Genomic DNA, 16,157 nt, shown 5'->3' on the forward strand with positions numbered 1-16,157 from the left:
ATACTGTATTAAATTACAGTAATGTATTTATAAACAGGGAAAACACTATGCTGGCACAGTTAACCATCAGCAATTTTGCTATCGTTCGTGAGTTGGAGATCGACTTTCAACCTGGTATGACAGCGATTACCGGTGAAACGGGTGCCGGTAAATCGATTGCCATTGATGCTTTGGGTCTATGCCTTGGCAACCGTGCAGACGGTAATGTCGTTCGCCTTGGTGCCACACGAGCCGATATTTGTGCCCGTTTCTCACTGACAGATACCCCTTCCGCTCGCGCATGGCTAGAGCACAATCAGCTAGACGATAGCAATGAATGCCTCTTGCGCCGGGTGATTGGCGCAGATGGCCGCTCTCGTGGTTTTATCAACGGTACAGCCGTTCCTCTTTCTCAGCTGCGTGAACTTGGCCAACACTTGATCCAAATCCACGGCCAGCACGCTCATCAGTTGTTGCTAAAACCCGAACACCAAAAACAGTTGCTGGATGCCTATGCAAGTCAACCTACCTTGCAAACATCCATGCACCAGGCTTATCAACAATGGCACCAGAGCTGCAGAGAGTTAGCGCATCATCAACAACAATCCATCGAACGTGATGCCCGTAAACAACTGTTGCAGTATCAGTTGAAAGAGTTAAATGAATTCGCTCCACAGGCTGGTGAATTCGAACAAATTGACGCAGAGTACAAACGTCTTGCCAACAGCGGCCAATTATTGACTATCAGCCAGCAAGCTCTACAACTCCTGGCAGACAACGATGAACACAACATGCTCAGCCAACTCTATAGCGCCAAGCACCTGTTGGCTGAGCTTGTGAGTATGGATGAAAATCTGAGCGGACTGCTGGATATGCTTGAAGAAGCGTCGATCCAAATCAGTGAGGCCAGTGATGAGTTACGTCATTACGCAGACCGCATGGATCTCGACCCAAACCGTCTGTATGAACTGGAACAACGTTTATCGCGCCAAATCAGCCTGGCACGCAAGCATCATGTGTCACCAGAAGAACTACCTCACCTTCATCAGCAACTGTTGGTAGAGCAGCAACTTCTTTCCCAGCAAGAAAACGATCACCAACATTTGACGGAAGCTGTCACACGGCATCACCAACACGCGTTAAGTCTTGCAGAAAAACTTCATCAAAAGCGGCAACATTACGCAGCTGAGTTAACAACACTGATTACTGAAAGTATGAACGCCCTCTCCATGCCACACGGTAAATTCAATATCGACGTGCGTTTTGAACCAGAACATTTAAGCAGTGAGGGCGCCAGCCGCGTAGAGTTCTGCGTTTCAACCAACCCTGGGCAACCGTTACAATCTCTGGCAAAGGTCGCATCTGGTGGCGAACTTTCCCGTATTGCGTTGGCCATTCAGGTGATCACCGCACGAAAAATGGAAACCCCAGCGCTTATCTTCGACGAAGTTGACGTTGGCATCAGTGGTCCAACAGCCGCTATTGTCGGGGGCCTGTTGCGTCAGTTAGGTGAATCAACCCAGGTTATGTGTGTTACCCACTTACCGCAGGTTGCGGGTTGTGGTCACCAGCATTTCTTTGTTAGCAAACAAACCGATGGCACAGAAACCGAAACACAAATGTTACCATTAGACAAACGTGCTCGATTGCATGAGCTGGCACGCCTTCTTGGTGGCAGTGAAGTGACTAAAAATACGTTGGCAAATGCAAAAGAACTGCTTGCCGCATAAAAAAGAACAACTTTTTTGCTTCCTTGAGGTCATATTGAAGCCCTGTAAAGGTTCCCAACTGCTGCAAGGTCTATTATCATCGGTACCCTATGCCCTAAAGGAATATGATTACTATGCGCTGTAAAATACTGGCAGCTGCTGCTGTGGTTGTTGTGATGCTGACTGCAGGCTGTTCTACTTTTGAGAAATTGGTTTACCGGCCTGATATCAATCAGGGTAACTACCTGACCCCAACCGACGTGGCGAAAATCCACAAAGGGATGACACAACAGCAGGTTGCTTACACATTGGGTACACCAATGATGCAAGATCCATTTGGTACTCAGACATGGTTCTATGTTTTCCGCCAACAGCCAGGCCACGAAAAGATCACTCAGCAAACGCTGACTCTGACATTCGACAGTTCTGGTGTTTTAACCGATATACAGAACAAACAAACGCTGGATAACTAGCCTTACAGGAACGGTCTTCCGGCCCGTGGGGATATATAGAACTCTTCATGACAGTCAAAGGCTGCAACTCGGGAGAGGGTTTTCTTATGAAATAAGGCGCATTGAGCGCCTTATTTTTTTGCCTTTTCCGCTCGCTGACGGCGTAACTCTTTAGGGTCAGCGCTTAATGGCCGGTAAATTTCTACTCTATCACCATCAGCTAACAGATCGTCCAGTTTGGCTGGCCTACTGTAGATACCCACTTTGTTATTGGCTAAATCGATATCTCTACGCAACTCTAACAGACCTGAAACCTTTATGGCCTGCTCAACGCTACATCCTTCGGCCAATTGGACTTGGCGAACATACTGACGTTCCGGTAACGCGTAGACAACTTCAACGCGTATTACAGACACTGTAGACCTCTTTTGCTCTCTGAGTGAAGGCTTGCACCATACTGCCCGCAAGCTCTTTAAAAATTTTACCAAAGGCAAGTTCGATAAGCTTATTGGTAAACTCAAAATCCAGATGAAATTCAATCTTACACGCTTCTGGACTTAACGCGGTAAACTGCCATCCCCCCATCAGTTTACGAAACGGACCATCAACCAATTGCATATTAATACTTTGGTTATTAAGCAAAGTATTACGCGTGGTGAAAGTTTTACTGATACCAGCTTTAGCCACTTCAACAGCGGCTGTCATTTCGTTAGGGGTAGAGGTAAGCACCCTGCTGCCAGTACAACCAGGCAAAAACTCGGGGTAAGAATTAACATCATTAACCAACTGGTACATCTGCTCGGCGCTAAAAGGCACCAATGCAGACCGATGGATCTGGGGCATATCATTTCCTGAGAGGCATAAAACGTATAGATAATACCATTTATCTGTCTTCAGACAAAAATCTGCTATTCATTTGACAGATAAAAATACGAAAAATTGCGCAGGTGCTGAACGGGAAAGGATTTCTTTCGTGGCGGCATCCAGTATAATGAACAGACTATGACAAAGAAAAAAGCATACAAACCCGGTTCCGCTACCATTGCACAAAACAAGCGAGCACGTTTCGAATACTTCATTGAAGAAGAGATCGAGGCGGGGTTGGCTCTGCAAGGTTGGGAAGTAAAATCACTACGTGCTGGCAAAGCTAACATCAGCGACAGTTATGTGATGTTCCGCGACGGAGAAGCCTATCTGTTTGGCGCTACTATTTCGCCGTTGAACGTCGCTTCAACTCATGTTGTATGCGATCCGACACGTTCCCGCAAACTGCTGCTAAAAAAACGTGAGCTGGACTCACTGCTTGGCCGCGTTAACCGCGAAGGTTACACCGTAGTCGCGCTTTCCATGTATTGGAAAAATGCCTGGAGCAAAGTGAAAATTGGTGTTGCCAAAGGTAAAAAAGAACACGATAAACGCGATGACATTAAAGATCGCGAGTGGCAGACAGCGAAAGCTCGTATCATGAAGCATGCCAATCGTTAAGTTGCTGGCTTAACAGGTTATCCTTCTGGTATACTGCACAAAGTTACTTGGGGCTGATTCTGGATTCGACGGGATTTGCGAAGCCCAAGGAGCATGCCGAGGGGCGGTTGGCCTCGTTAAAAGCCGCAAAAAAATAGTCGCAAACGACGAAAACTACGCACTAGCAGCTTAATAACCTGCTCAGAGCCCTCTCTCCCTAGCCTCCGCTCTTAGGACGGGGATCAAGAGAGGTCAAAACTAAAAGAGATCGCGTGGATGCCTTGCCTGGGGCTGAAGCGTTAAACCTAATCAGGCTAGTTTGTTAGTAGCGTGTCCATCCGCAGCTGGCAGGCGAATGTAAAGATTGGACTAAGCATGTAGTGCCGACGGTGTAGTAATTTCGGACGGGGGTTCAAATCCCCCCAGCTCCACCAAATGATGATCCGGGTATTACCAGATAAGTCCGGAGAAGTACGGAAAGCCCGCATCCCACCTAGGTTTGCGGGCTTTTTTGTGTCTGTAACAATCCGAGCATGTCCGGCTGAATCCGGTGCTTATTGGTATACGTTTAGGTATACGCTAAAATGTATGCCAATGACGTATACCAATAGACGGAAGAATCTACGCATGGCGCGCACTACACGCCCCCTCACACATACCGAAGTACAAAAAGCCAAAACCACCGATAAAGACCTCACCCTACACGACGGTGACGGCTTGTTCCTGTTAGTAAAAACCTCTGGAAAGAAACTCTGGCGTTTCCGTTACCTTCGCCCTGGCACCAGTTCACGCACCATGATCGGCCTTGGCGCATATCCTGCACTTTCCCGAGCAGATAGCCCCTGAGGAGCGCGACCCGCAACTTAAGGACAAAATCGCCCGTGAGTTGGCTGTGATTGTGCGCCAGCTTATGCAGCGGTTCAGCGACCCGATGAACGCCCGCACGCTACTCCAGTCGCAGCAGAACTCCGATGAGGCGCTCAGTATCAAGCGTGATGCCGACCCGGCCTTTGATTTTTGCGGTTATCTGGAGACGTTACCGAGGCCTGATGGAATGTATATGGGGAACGGCAACATTATCCCGCGCCAGCCGCGTGTTTACCTGTACCACGCCTATCTGGTCTATATGGAGGCCCACGGCTATAAAAACACCCTCAGCCTGACCATGTTCGGTAAGGTGCTGTCGGCCATGCTGAAAGAGTACGGGCTGAATTACGAGAAGCGACGGACTAATCAGGGGATGCAGACCAATCTTGCGCTCAGGGAGGAAAGCAACGCCGACTGGCTGCCAAAATGTGATGCCCCCACCGCGAACTAACCTACCCAGACCGGCGCTTGCCGGTCTTTTTTTGCCTGCCAATCATCAAAAATGAACAGTAAAGTGTTCACTGTTCACAGACCCTTCACGACGTAAAAATATGAATTTACTGGATAAAACAACTCGGTGAACAGTATGACTAGTTTTTCTATAAATCTTTTTTTCTTGGCAGTTTTACCGTAACGTAATATTAACGTCCCATCCCCAAGGATTGATGATGACAGCACAAATACCAAGCACAGTTTTTACTGTCTGTGTCTCTATGACTGACTGAACATGTTGCCCTGACGAGTACGGCCCTTTCTTCCCCAATGCCGATTTAAAAGCAGCGCTGGAAGCCATACACATCAATCTTAATCTCTGTGGTCTATGCGATTACTACTTTGACGATATTGCGGTAGGGACTGGCGACATTCTGGTGTTCAAATCATCACAACTTACAGATACCTACTTCATTGCAGATCTGTATCGTGAAATGACCGATCAGGTGGATAATGTCACTTTTTATATCAAGTGCCCCCACCAAGTGGTTATTGAACAAATAAAACATTATCTACGCCGCTTCTTCGATAAGGCTGATTGTCAAATAGCTTATGAGAAAAACTGTGCATCAATGGCAGTTAATAACATTCTTGCAAGCAAGTCAGGTAGTGTTTATCGCGTCATAGAAGAAACGAATTACAAGCAAAAAGTTATTTTCCAATCTGGAAGTTTTACTAATTAAACTATGTGCATCAGCATGAAGGGGTTACCATTCCAGCAATGCTCCTGATGGTTTTTCCTACGCATTCATGCACAGAGATATTTGTTTAAAAATCAGTCGCACAAGACCATCACTTTTCCGCATTGGTATACGTTTAGGTATACACGACAAATCTGAATTCAATTTTTATCAATAAATACAATCAACTAATCATTTTATTCAGATTCCCAACCGCCAACGAATTCCTAGAAGCCCGCATGGCGCAAGCCCTGCGGGCTTTTTTGTGCCTTAAATTTGTCCCGCGAAGTCCGAAGAGAACTAATTAAATCCGAACCTTTTAGGCGGTTGTGTCGCATTAAGGCTTGGTCAGGTAATATGCTGTTTTTTTTACGATGTTGCCTGCTCATGTCTCTTATCCGAAAAGCCTTCTGTCGCCTGCATTATCCCGTCGATATTATCGCTCAGTGTGTACGCTGGTATTTGGCTTACTCACTGAGTTTACGCAACCTGGAAGAAATGATGGCCGAGCGCGGTATTGCCGTTGACCATTCCACGCTTCATCGCAGGGTTATCCGTCTGGTGCCCTTGCTTGATAAGGCCTTTCGCCGACATAAGCGCACAGTGGGTCGGCGGTGGCGAATGGATGAAACCGATATCAAAGTCAAAGGCCAGTGGAAATATCTGTACCGCGCGGTGGATACTTCAGGCCAGACCATCAACTTCCTGCTGACGGCCAAACGGGATGCGGCAGCCGCCTTGCGCTTTTTTCGCAAGGCCATTCGTCATCACGGCGAACCGGAGGTCGTGACCCTTGATAAAAATGGTGCCAACACCGCGGCTTTCGCCACACTCAACGCCGACAAACCTGATGAGGAAGCGATTACCATCAGGCAGAGCAAGTATCTGAACAACCTGATTGAGCAAGACCATAGGAACATCAAATGCCGAAGTCGACCGATGCTGGGATTCAAATCCTTTCTACGGGCACAGACCGTGTTGGCGGGTATAGAATTGATCCACATGATACGCAAAGGACAATATCAGCCTCCGGCTGGAGGGAGTTTATCGCCAGCGGAACAATTCTATTTGTTGGCTGCCTGAAAAACAGGCAGCGCAACTTCTGCTGACCCACTGTCGTTAATGCCACGGAACCTTTAATTTAATGGGTTAAGCACACCATTAGCCCTTCAGTAGTTCTTATCACAAGGCGTTGATGGAAAGATTGAATATTCTTGCATTGGATGGATGCAGGTATATAATTTTCATACTTCGAGCTGCATGTACAATTTCTTTACCTTCCTGCAACTTGAACTATTTTTTTATTATAATATCCTGATAAAACTCCATTTCTAGTCATTCCCACAGCCCAGTTTAAGTTAAACCCTTGGTCTGATTTGGAAGATGGGAAGCCGTTAACAACAAAAAGGAATTTTCTATGTTGGAAACCGCCCAATCAACTGTAGAAGCGTTGCGCTTTCCTTGTACTGTATTCAGAACGCAAAGACGCATGGATGATTACGGTGCTGATGATATGCGGTGTGGTGATCTCAGCGAAACGCAGTTAAAAAATGATTTTAAACTGAATGCTGTGTCCAGCAAGGTTACCCCGTACACCCTAACGTTGGCTAAACAGCTAAAACTCCGATCTTATGGTTATGGCTTTGAAGCTGATACGGATCTGGAAAGCAAGAAGATAACACGGCAGGAATGCGCGAATATCCTTTTTGATGAGTTTCGTAGCCTCTCAAAGCAAGTTTCTTTTTACGGTCCCTACCAGAAACTTATCGGAAAGATGATTGACCATATGCAGAAAGGTAATGGTGTGCCGTTTAGGGATATGTTGTTAAATGCAGCCTTAAAAGAGCAAATACTTGATGACAGCTCAGACAATAGTACGTATTTACTGCTGAAAAAGGCGGCATTATGCACCAGTAGCACAATAATTTTCCGCCCTATCCCTGTATAATACTTCAATATTAACAGATAGTTGGAGGGATTTATGAGTCATGTAGTCTCTGGGATACTGAGTAAGCGTAGTGAGTTGGTAGGTATTATTGAATTAAAGCAGAAAGAGATCAAGTTATTAGAAGAACAGGTATCTGCGTTGGATGTAGCGTTAAAGATTTTCGATAATGACATTGATTTACGGAAGTTAGGAGGTAAACGAGTATATAAAAACAATAAATTATTTGCACGTGGGGAGTTAAGTAAATTGGTATTAGAAACTGTACGAATTAAGAGTATGGATTATGATGAATTATTACAAGAGATAGCAACAGTCAAATCTATAGTAGATGATGAAGTAAAGGTATTAAACAAGGTGCTGAAGGTAGCATTGGCATCATTAGTGAAGGGAAATAAATTGGAGAAAGTAGATGGAAAGTATTATATTTTTATATAAAAACATTTCACATACGGTACATGGCTAACAATTATATAAAGAGATTCTTATTTAAGAAACAGAATAACACATTGATTACAAAGGGATATTAACTTAACAACACATTCTAAGCATGTTTTTTCGCTCTTTGGTTGAAAAATTAACTACTAGCATATATATTGATTACTTTTTAATATTAATTATTATATATGGAGAGGGCATGGGAAACGCTGAAGCGATGAATAATGAAGAGTTTGGAAGTCTAAATAGGCTGACCTCTTATTTAGATAGTCTTGATGAAAGAGGTTTGATATTATCATTATCAGCTTTCTCCGAAGATTCCTTGAGGATAATACTATCTAACTTTATGTTAGACAATAAAGCATCAAAACAATTACTTGAGGGTTTTAACTCTCCATTAGGTACTTTTTCCTCTAGAATTAAAGCTTGCTATTCTCTTGGGCTAATAACGGAAAAGCAATATTCTGATTTGGAAATTCTCAGGAAAATAAGAAACAAATTCTCTCATACTTGGGAGAAGGTATCATTTTCTGATAAAGATATATCGCAACAGATATCAAAACTTAATTATAGTAGCTTGAACTTTGAATTTCCTGATTCCGAGTTAAAAAAAGTAAGAACGTCCATAAGTTCGTTGCTAATTGAATTGAGGGTTATTTCTTCTCAAATAGTGAAAAAAAATCAAAAAGTTAAGTTGATAGGAACACATCTTGTCTCTGGATTCAGCACTAGAGATTATACATCTCAGATTGAACATATATGGAAAAGTATTGAAGATATTAAGAAAGATTTACTATCAGACAACAGTGAACTAAGGAAATTCACCTTGCACAAGGCTAGAGAATTATGTAACAGAAGAGTATTGGTTAATTTTAGTGATGAAAGTTCAGAGTCTTTCAATAATGAATTATTAGAAAGCATTAAGATAAAGCAAGAAATAGAGAGCATTATAGAGCAAGCAGAGTTTATTGAAAAAAACAAAGATAGAGCAAAATAAAAACATCACCCATTAATCTATATGTTAATGGGTAGTGTTTTATTGACTTTACTTTAAAAATATTCATTACCAAATTAGTACTTACACCAATGGTTATCAGTTTTAGTATTAAGGCATTTAGAGAGAATATCTTTGGTCGTGACGCAGATTTAGTGGTAGTGGTTGATTGTCAGATACCATCCGATGATCTTATCGTGCATCTCTTCTGACTTTGAGAAACAAATGGTCTTGCGGGTAAGCCGCTTAAGATGGGTCCGCAAGTTCAGATTATGTCGCTCAATCCGCTGCGTGTATTTCTTGCTGATAACATGGCTGGTTGAAGACAATAAAGTCCGGTATACCGGCCAGGCATCTGTCATGTAGAAGGCGAGGGTAAACGGGTCCAGCAAAACCAGAAGACGCTGGAGTGTCAGTGCATTGCGCGGGCCAAATACGTGGGCGATGACGCGCTTTCGGATACGAACATAGGCATAAAACAGCCAGCGTGGATTGCCTTTACGGCGGACATACGACCACTGCTCATCGGCTTCACAGCAAATAACGACTTCTGCCCCCTGGCTCAACGTTTTGCGCTACCTGATGCGGTGCGAGTTTTTTAGATGACGGAGAACGGTGTTGAGACTTATCCGCAGTACCCTCGCCGTATCACGGCATCCGGAGCCGTTCATCGCCATATCAACAAGGGTTTGATGGATATCGGGTTTAGCTCCGTTGTAGCGATAGTGGAGCTGGAAGGTCTTCAGACACTGCTTACAGCGATAGAGCTGCGATCCTGAACGGGAATGGCCGTTTCGGATAACCCCCTGAGTGTCAGAGCAACGGGGACAAACCACATCAATCTTTGCCATCAATCATCCAAAGGGCAAAGAATACAACAACACTAAATCTGAGTCACGACCCAAAAGTTGATGTCGTCTGCCCTCAGTGCAATGAAACTCAGAGGGTACGATGTAAAGGACATTCAGTATCCAGTGCCCAACGTGACATCTGCAAGCGCTGCTCAAAGACCTTTCAGCTCAACTTTAGCTACTCTGGTGCCAAACCAAACACACCCAACGCATTGTTAATATGGCGATGAACGGTTCCGGATGTCGCGATACCGCACGGGGTCTCGGCATCAGCCTCAACACGGTTCTGAGACCCTTAAAAAATTTTGCCAAAACAGGTAGCTGAGAATATCGACCGCCAAAGCGGAAGTTGTTATCTGCGGTGAAGCCGATCAACAGTGGTCTTACGTGCGGTGTAAAGCCAATCCCCGGTGGCTGTTCTACGCTGATGACCGTATCAGCAAACGGGCTCTGGCCCACGTCTTCGGCCCGAGAAATGCCTCGACTCTGCAACGATTGCTGGCCCTGCTAAGCAAATTTAATATTGCCTTTTATATGACAGATGCCTGGCCGGTTTATAAGGTCCTGTTAAGTGCAACCAGCCACGAGGTGAGCAAGAAATATACCCAAAGGATAGAATGACATAATCTTAATCTTCGTACATATATCAAACGACTGACCCGCAGAACATTTTGCTTTTCGAAGTCAGACGAAATGTACGATAAGATCATCGGTGGGTATTTTACTATTCATCACTATCAATAAATCTGCGTCACGACCCAGAATTCTGTTGATGATCCTGTTTATTATTTTCGGTTGGATGAAATTAACAAACTTCGGTGCCACAGTGACGTCGATGGAGGGCTACGCTACGCCGTTCCCTTATCTGGCAGCAATTATCTCTGTGGTGGTGGAATTTATTTTCGGTATCGCCATTATACTTGGGGCATTCACACAACCATTGGCCATCATTTATGCTGTCTATGTATTAGGCACAGCCTTTATCGGTCATCCTTTCTGGAGAATGGATGGGGCAGAAATGATCGGTAACGAGATTAATTTTTTCAAAAATATCAGCATAGTAGCAGGGCTACTGCTGCTTTCAGTCACCGGTGCCGGGCGTTTCTTTCTGGATTATAAGTGGTTGAGCCGCTAATTCAACAATAATGGCGGCGGTGCAAAGCGCCGCCATTTTTTTGACATCACGATTGTGCTGCAGCTGATCAATCAATTGTTTTTGTAAAGAAAATGGAAGGTTAACGGCTGCGTTTCGCATGACGTTCGAAATTATCGGCCTTAGCTTCTGCAGACTTACGCAGAGTCACATAACAGGCGCCCTCTCCCCCATCGCGTGGCAAAGCCCGGCAAAATGCTTGTACCTGCTCAAACTGCCCAAGCCATTTAGCAACATAGCTGCGAATGATATTCGGATGGCTCTTATCTTCTCGGCCGCGACCATGAACAATTAACAACGACCTTAGGTTCTCTTGCTGTGCTTGCACAATAAAGCGAAATAACATCTGGCGACAGGTCTCTACCCGTTGCCGCAGTAGATTCAAACTCGCCTGCGGCGGATAGTGCCCATTACGCAATTTGTCTAATACACCTTGTTGAATGCCTTCGCCCTTATATTCCAATGTGATATCGCACGGAATGATGTCAAGAAAGTCAGTACTGAGGAAATTATCCAGTTGCAAAACCCGCGCTTCACGGCGCGCACTTTTATCAATAGGGTTCTGTGGTTTAAGGTACAGCGTTTGTTGCCTATCCGATAATGGGATTACATCGGCCATTGCCTGCTCAAAAAAACCTTTTTCTTCGTTGCTCATTTCGCGCCACTCTCAGGAGATTATGCCGGCCTAAAACTTACTAGGGATTTTCTGTTGCAGGGGGTTGGGTTGATTGTAAGACGCAGTGGCAAGGTTGCAAGTCGTGATTCTCAGCAGAGTTTACGGCAACGGGTGAGCTTATGAGCAGTTTTCGTTATACTGCAGAATATTATTGAGTGCCGCAGAGGATCGAACCCATGACTATGCGTGAGCTGGAAATCCAGTTTCAGAATGCAATGAATGAGTTACAAGCCAGTTTTGAAAAGCAGCACCGTGAATGGCAGCGAGGCTATCAGCTTCTGCAACAGCAGTTAGCGGAAGCCAGGCAGCGTGAAATGTCGCTGCGCGTGCAGAATGAACAATTAGCACATAAACTGGATACCGCCAGTTCGTTGCCAGAACAACATGCTCTGATTAAGCAAATCAGGATGCTGGGCGCACATCTGGATGCGCTGGCAAAGGATGCTGCCACTTTCAATCACTACGTCAGTAATCAACAGCGTGCCACAGGCAATTTTAGCGGCGAGCAACGCTGATGATTTCAAGGCTACAGCGTTTCTGCCAGGCACTAGCTAACTAAGACGGTAAAGACATCATAAATGACATGGATCATCATCGCCGCTCTAATCGTGGTGTTTATTATTGGTTATCGCATTCTGACCTCCGATACACGGAAAGCGATAGACTCGCTGGCACATTTTTTGAAAGTAAAGCCGATGTTGGTCGAATCAATGTTGCAGGAAATGGGTAGCCGCCACAGCCAAACGTTTACACGTATGCTGAACAATGGTTATACCGATGAGATGCACCAGGCAGCATATTTGCTGTTTATCTATTTGACCTTTATCAAACAGGCAGATGATAGACAGATCGGTTTATGGCGTGAAACATTGCTGCGCGCTGGGTTATCGCCGGAACTGCATGCCGAGCATACCGAAGCGGCACTGTTCTATTTTGCGGATTTCGAGCTGGATGCGTTTGAATTGGCACAGTTTCGCCGCGCCTATAACGAACGCTACAACCAGGAAGCGATTGCCAACTGATGATTACGCGCCACTTTTTGATGTGGCATTCATGTTGTAATACTATCATGAGGTCAAGGCCGTGTGGGGATTAATTCTGGTTAACAATTCTATTTGACTCTATCTTCACTAAACCCACTTCCGGGTTGAGTAGATTGGCTACTATGGTAGCCCCCCCAAAAAAAAAGACACCCGGATTTCCGGGTGTCAGAGTATGTACCAATAATGCGGAACTCTTTTATCACTCCGCTACATTCACTTATTTAGCAGCTGGAGCAGCGTCTTTTTTGCTTGATTTGTGGTGTTTTTTAGCGGCCTGGGCTTTCTGCTCTGGGGCTTTCTCGTCGTGCTTTTTAGCTTTAGCGGCCTGAGCTTTCTGCTCTGGGGCTTTCTTGTCGTGCTTTTTCTCTTTAGCAGCCTGAGCTTTTTGCTCCGGGGCTTTTTTGGTTGCTTTCTTATGATGGGTCGCTTTAGCTGGAGCAGCAGTCATTGTTGTTGCAGTGGTCGCAGCCGGTGCAGCAGTTTTCACTGCAGTATCAGCAGCGAAAGCAACAGAAGACAGACCCATAGTGGCAACAACGATCAGCGCTAATACTTTTTTCATTTTTAAATCCTCAGAGAGTGTTTTCGGTAAGCCCCGATTGGGCCGTTGAAAAAATAATAAAGGAATCAATCGCAGGCTTCCGTGAGTGATTGGTTTCGCTGAGTAACCAAATGTACATAACTTGTGATCGCGGTCGATATCGAGAGGTCATACACCTAGATACCTTTTATCGTGGCGTAAGATGTCTTGCTCGATTTGGACCCTAGGCTGTGTCCTTTAACTATCCATGGCCGCATTCAATCACAGTAAATAGCAACAAACACCACTGCTGATGCCGCTACCGTTCGACCATAACCCATATTATTTTCAAGGGTTATTATGATAGGGTTAGCCTCTGTGAAAACTTTGAGATCAATAGCAGACCATGCAGATCAAGCTCTCGTTTCAAATCAAACTATTTCTATATCTGGTGGCCTTTTCCTGTGTGTTATTATCGCTGATTGGGGGTTACACCTATTACCAATTGGATGCCCAGTTACACCGCGATCTGGGGGTTCGAGCTCAAGTGCAAGCCCGTGAGATTGCATTGATCCCAACGCTCGTCAACGCAGTAGAGAATAAAAATACCAGTGAAATTGCTGCATTGATGAAAAAAATTCGTGCCAGCAGTGACGCAAGTTATATCGTGATCGGCGATCGCCATACTATCCATCTTTATCATTCCGAACACCCAGAACGACTCGGCAAACCGATGGTTGGGGGCGATAATGAAGACGTGTTGGCAGGTAAAAGCATTATTTCCATCCGTGAAGGTGGGATCGGTATTTCATTACGCAGCAAAGCACCGATTCTCGATGCTAATAACCAGGTTATTGGCATTGTTTCTGTTGGTTATCTCAAATCACACATCGATAGTTTAAATTCTCGTATCCTGACACAGATTGTTGGCTCCATCGTTCTGTTATTGATAGCTTTGTTTATTTTTTCCTGGCTGCTATCGAAAAATCTAAAGCGTCAGATGTTCTCATTGGAACCTAAAGAAATTGCTCTGTTAGTACGTCAACAAAAAGCTCTGCTAGAAGCTATTTATGAAGGGGTAATCGCGGTAGACCCACAATTACGCATTACCACCATCAATCATGCTGCCCGTGAGCGCCTGGATCTACACCAACCAGCCAATAACTTGTTAGGACAACCTATCAACCAAGTGATCCGAGCCCAACCTGACTTCTTTGCGGCTTCACAGCGGGATCACGATATTCACGATGAAGTATGCCGTTTCAACCATATCCGAGTGATTGCCAGCCGAGTCCGTATTATGCAGGATGATGAACCACAAGGCTGGGTAATCAGCTTCCGTGACAAAAACGACATTAACACGCTCAGTAGCCAACTAAGCCAGGTGAAACGTTATGCTGATAGCCTGCGTATCATGCGCCATGAACAGTTAAACTGGACCGCCACCCTCGCAGGTTTATTGCATATGCAGCGCTATGATGAAGCTATCCGTTACGTGGAAGCCCAGTCTGAAGGTGCTCAGGAGATCCTCGATTTTATTTCGCAACGTTTCAGTTATGCCGCACTGTGCGGTCTGCTGTTGGGTAAATATGCTAGCGCACGTGAAAAAGGTATCATCTTACGCTTCGATCCTGCCTGCCAATTGCGTCAAATCCCGCCAACTTTGAATGAAACTGAACTGATGTCGATTATCGGCAACCTACTGGATAACGCTGTCGATGCGACATTGTGCTGCGCTGCACCGCATGGCGTGGTGGAGTTCTATATCAATGATAGTGGAAAAGAACTGGTCATCGAGGTTGCCGATCACGGTACCGGTATTGCGCCACAGATCCGTGACACGTTGTTTAAACAGGGCATAACAACCAAAGAAAAAGGCGACCACGGTATTGGTCTGCACTTAGTGGCAAACTACGTAGCCCAAGCAGGCGGCAACATTGAAGTGTCGGATAACGACCCACGAGGTGCTATTTTTTCACTGTTTATACCAAAAGCTTAAGTAACCTCTTTCACAACTCTGGTAATTATTCCTAGTATTAAGCTGAAAACTTTACCCGGCCGATTTATACGGCCGAGTTTTCCTACTGCATATCAGAAGGTATAACGCGCTCCCAAACGAATACGGTACTGCTCTTTGTTGTAATCATTCCAACGGTCCAACCACTGCAGTTCTAAATACGGCATCCAATGCGCGTCTACTTTATAACTGAACTTATTAGTGAGTTCCCAATGGTGGCTTTTGCCGTTTTTGCTTTGAAAATCATTCACACGAATAAAATAATGAGGTTCAAGCGTATAACTCAACTTATCGGTGACGCTAAAATTAAGATAGCTGGCAATTTCATGCGTATCATTACGCGCCGGCTGCCCGTTAAAATCGATTGAGTCATAGTTATTACGGTTATAACGATAGCGTATCGTCAAGTTGAAAGAAGGCAGGAATTTATAGTTGTTGTCCAAGTAGAGTGCACCACCTGAACCATTACTGTTAGAGTTTATCAACCCGCCAGACGAAATTGTCCATTCATTAGTAGGGTGAAACAGTGGATACCAACCTTCCAGTTCGTTAAAACTGTGCTTGAACTGATCGAACTTGCCAATATTATAGGCATTAGTCACCATTATCCCAGCGCCGATATCAAAGTTGTAACCACCACGCAAGGCGATTTCACTTAATTCAGAAACCGTATTGTAGGCTTGACGCGCTTCCAGAAAAGCACTCCCAGCTTGAGCACTGACTGATGTTGCCAACGCTGAAATCAATAGAATTGAATATAATTTATTCATTAGTCGTCCCTAATTAAGCATGTATTATTATTTCCTTCATGACATTAACCTTGATAAAAAAGCAAGGTCAAGCACTCCATGTTTTTATTTTAAAGTAAGGGCTACGG

Annotated in this window: 17 protein-coding genes, 1 other RNA gene and 4 pseudogenes; 16 read left to right on the plus strand and 6 right to left on the minus strand. The window is 44.8% G+C overall.

Features of this window, described 5'->3' with window-relative positions; all coding sequences use genetic code 11:
- Window positions 1–47 precede the first annotated feature (47 nt).
- Entirely contained in the window at window positions 48–1,709 is a 1,662-nt protein-coding gene (recN, locus tag OK023_RS11630; RefSeq protein ID WP_317692883.1) for a DNA repair protein RecN, read from the plus strand.
- A 113-nt stretch (window positions 1,710–1,822) separates the two neighbouring features.
- Window positions 1,823–2,161: an outer membrane protein assembly factor BamE gene (bamE, locus tag OK023_RS11635; protein ID WP_317692884.1), complete on the plus strand. Its 339-nt coding sequence runs from the start codon at window positions 1,823–1,825 to the stop codon at window positions 2,159–2,161.
- 110 nt (window positions 2,162–2,271) lie between these two features.
- On the opposite strand, the gene OK023_RS11640 is transcribed toward bamE, so the two are convergent.
- Complete coding sequence (locus OK023_RS11640) at window positions 2,272–2,556, minus strand: RnfH family protein (protein ID WP_317692885.1); 285 nt, start codon at window positions 2,554–2,556, stop codon at window positions 2,272–2,274.
- Window positions 2,537–2,983 carry a type II toxin-antitoxin system RatA family toxin gene (locus OK023_RS11645; protein ID WP_317692886.1) on the minus strand — a complete coding sequence of 149 codons (447 nt, stop codon included), beginning with the start codon at window positions 2,981–2,983 and terminating at the stop codon, window positions 2,537–2,539. Before OK023_RS11645 ends, OK023_RS11640 begins: the two co-directional genes overlap by 20 nt.
- 159 nt (window positions 2,984–3,142) lie before the next feature.
- Between OK023_RS11645 and smpB the strand changes: the two genes are divergently transcribed.
- From smpB to OK023_RS11690, 9 genes and pseudogenes are all read left to right on the plus strand, one after another.
- A complete protein-coding gene (smpB, locus tag OK023_RS11650) occupies window positions 3,143–3,625 on the plus strand; it encodes an SsrA-binding protein SmpB (RefSeq protein WP_317692887.1) in 483 nt (160 codons plus the stop codon).
- Window positions 3,626–3,674: 49 nt separating this feature from the next.
- Window positions 3,675–4,038: a transfer-messenger RNA gene (gene ssrA, locus OK023_RS11655) on the plus strand.
- Window positions 4,039–4,231: 193 nt separating this feature from the next.
- A pseudogene (locus tag OK023_RS11660) lies at window positions 4,232–4,444 on the plus strand (integrase arm-type DNA-binding domain-containing protein); the annotation flags it as partial.
- Window positions 4,419–4,922: pseudogene (locus OK023_RS11665) on the plus strand (primase-like DNA-binding domain-containing protein); the annotation flags it as partial. The pseudogenes OK023_RS11660 and OK023_RS11665, both read left to right, overlap by 26 nt.
- Window positions 4,923–5,340: 418 nt before the next feature.
- Window positions 5,341–5,646, plus strand: a complete 306-nt coding sequence (locus OK023_RS11670) for a hypothetical protein (RefSeq protein WP_317692888.1) — start codon at window positions 5,341–5,343, stop codon at window positions 5,644–5,646.
- A 384-nt stretch (window positions 5,647–6,030) separates the two neighbouring features.
- Entirely contained in the window at window positions 6,031–6,726 is a 696-nt protein-coding gene (locus OK023_RS11675; RefSeq protein ID WP_317692889.1) for an IS6 family transposase, read from the plus strand.
- Window positions 6,727–7,060: 334 nt separating this feature from the next.
- Window positions 7,061–7,591: a YPO3983 family protein gene (locus OK023_RS11680; protein ID WP_317692890.1), complete on the plus strand. Its 531-nt coding sequence runs from the start codon at window positions 7,061–7,063 to the stop codon at window positions 7,589–7,591.
- Window positions 7,592–7,624: 33 nt separating this feature from the next.
- Window positions 7,625–8,026: a hypothetical protein gene (locus OK023_RS11685; protein WP_317692891.1), complete on the plus strand. Its 402-nt coding sequence runs from the start codon at window positions 7,625–7,627 to the stop codon at window positions 8,024–8,026.
- Window positions 8,027–8,225: 199 nt separating this feature from the next.
- Complete coding sequence (locus OK023_RS11690) at window positions 8,226–9,023, plus strand: MltR family transcriptional regulator (protein WP_317692892.1); 798 nt, start codon at window positions 8,226–8,228, stop codon at window positions 9,021–9,023.
- A gap of 149 nt (window positions 9,024–9,172) precedes the next feature.
- On the opposite strand, the pseudogene OK023_RS11695 reads toward OK023_RS11690, so the two are convergent.
- A pseudogene (locus OK023_RS11695) lies at window positions 9,173–9,871 on the minus strand (IS1 family transposase).
- Window positions 9,872–9,909: 38 nt separating this feature from the next.
- On the opposite strand from OK023_RS11695, the pseudogene OK023_RS11700 reads away from it, so the two are divergent.
- Together OK023_RS11700 and OK023_RS11705 are read left to right on the plus strand one after the other, a co-directional pair.
- A pseudogene (locus OK023_RS11700) lies at window positions 9,910–10,615 on the plus strand (IS1 family transposase).
- Window positions 10,616–10,643: 28 nt separating this feature from the next.
- Complete coding sequence (locus tag OK023_RS11705) at window positions 10,644–11,006, plus strand: DoxX family protein (protein WP_317692893.1); 363 nt, start codon at window positions 10,644–10,646, stop codon at window positions 11,004–11,006.
- A gap of 100 nt (window positions 11,007–11,106) precedes the next feature.
- On the opposite strand, the gene smrA is transcribed toward OK023_RS11705, so the two are convergent.
- Complete coding sequence (smrA, locus tag OK023_RS11710) at window positions 11,107–11,679, minus strand: DNA endonuclease SmrA (protein WP_317692894.1); 573 nt, start codon at window positions 11,677–11,679, stop codon at window positions 11,107–11,109.
- Between the two features lie 197 nt (window positions 11,680–11,876).
- On the opposite strand from smrA, the gene OK023_RS11715 reads away from it, so the two are divergent.
- Window positions 11,877–12,215, plus strand: a complete 339-nt coding sequence (locus OK023_RS11715) for an MbeD/MobD family mobilization/exclusion protein (RefSeq protein ID WP_317692895.1) — start codon at window positions 11,877–11,879, stop codon at window positions 12,213–12,215.
- A gap of 63 nt (window positions 12,216–12,278) precedes the next feature.
- A complete protein-coding gene (locus tag OK023_RS11720; protein WP_317692896.1) occupies window positions 12,279–12,722 on the plus strand; it encodes a DUF1198 family protein in 444 nt (147 codons plus the stop codon).
- A 238-nt stretch (window positions 12,723–12,960) separates the two neighbouring features.
- On the opposite strand, the gene asr is transcribed toward OK023_RS11720, so the two are convergent.
- Window positions 12,961–13,305, minus strand: a complete 345-nt coding sequence (gene asr / locus OK023_RS11725) for an acid resistance repetitive basic protein Asr (RefSeq protein WP_317692897.1) — start codon at window positions 13,303–13,305, stop codon at window positions 12,961–12,963.
- 364 nt (window positions 13,306–13,669) lie between these two features.
- On the opposite strand from asr, the gene OK023_RS11730 reads away from it, so the two are divergent.
- The gene (locus OK023_RS11730) at window positions 13,670–15,262 is read left to right on the plus strand and encodes a sensor histidine kinase (protein ID WP_317692898.1); all 1,593 of its coding nucleotides are present in this window, start codon (window positions 13,670–13,672) and stop codon (window positions 15,260–15,262) included.
- Window positions 15,263–15,354: 92 nt separating this feature from the next.
- On the opposite strand, the gene ompL is transcribed toward OK023_RS11730, so the two are convergent.
- Complete coding sequence (gene ompL, locus OK023_RS11735) at window positions 15,355–16,050, minus strand: porin OmpL (protein WP_317692899.1); 696 nt, start codon at window positions 16,048–16,050, stop codon at window positions 15,355–15,357.
- Window positions 16,051–16,157: the final 107 nt, after the last annotated feature.

It is taken from the genome of Serratia sp. UGAL515B_01, assembly GCF_033095805.1.
Classification (GTDB): domain Bacteria; phylum Pseudomonadota; class Gammaproteobacteria; order Enterobacterales; family Enterobacteriaceae; genus Chania.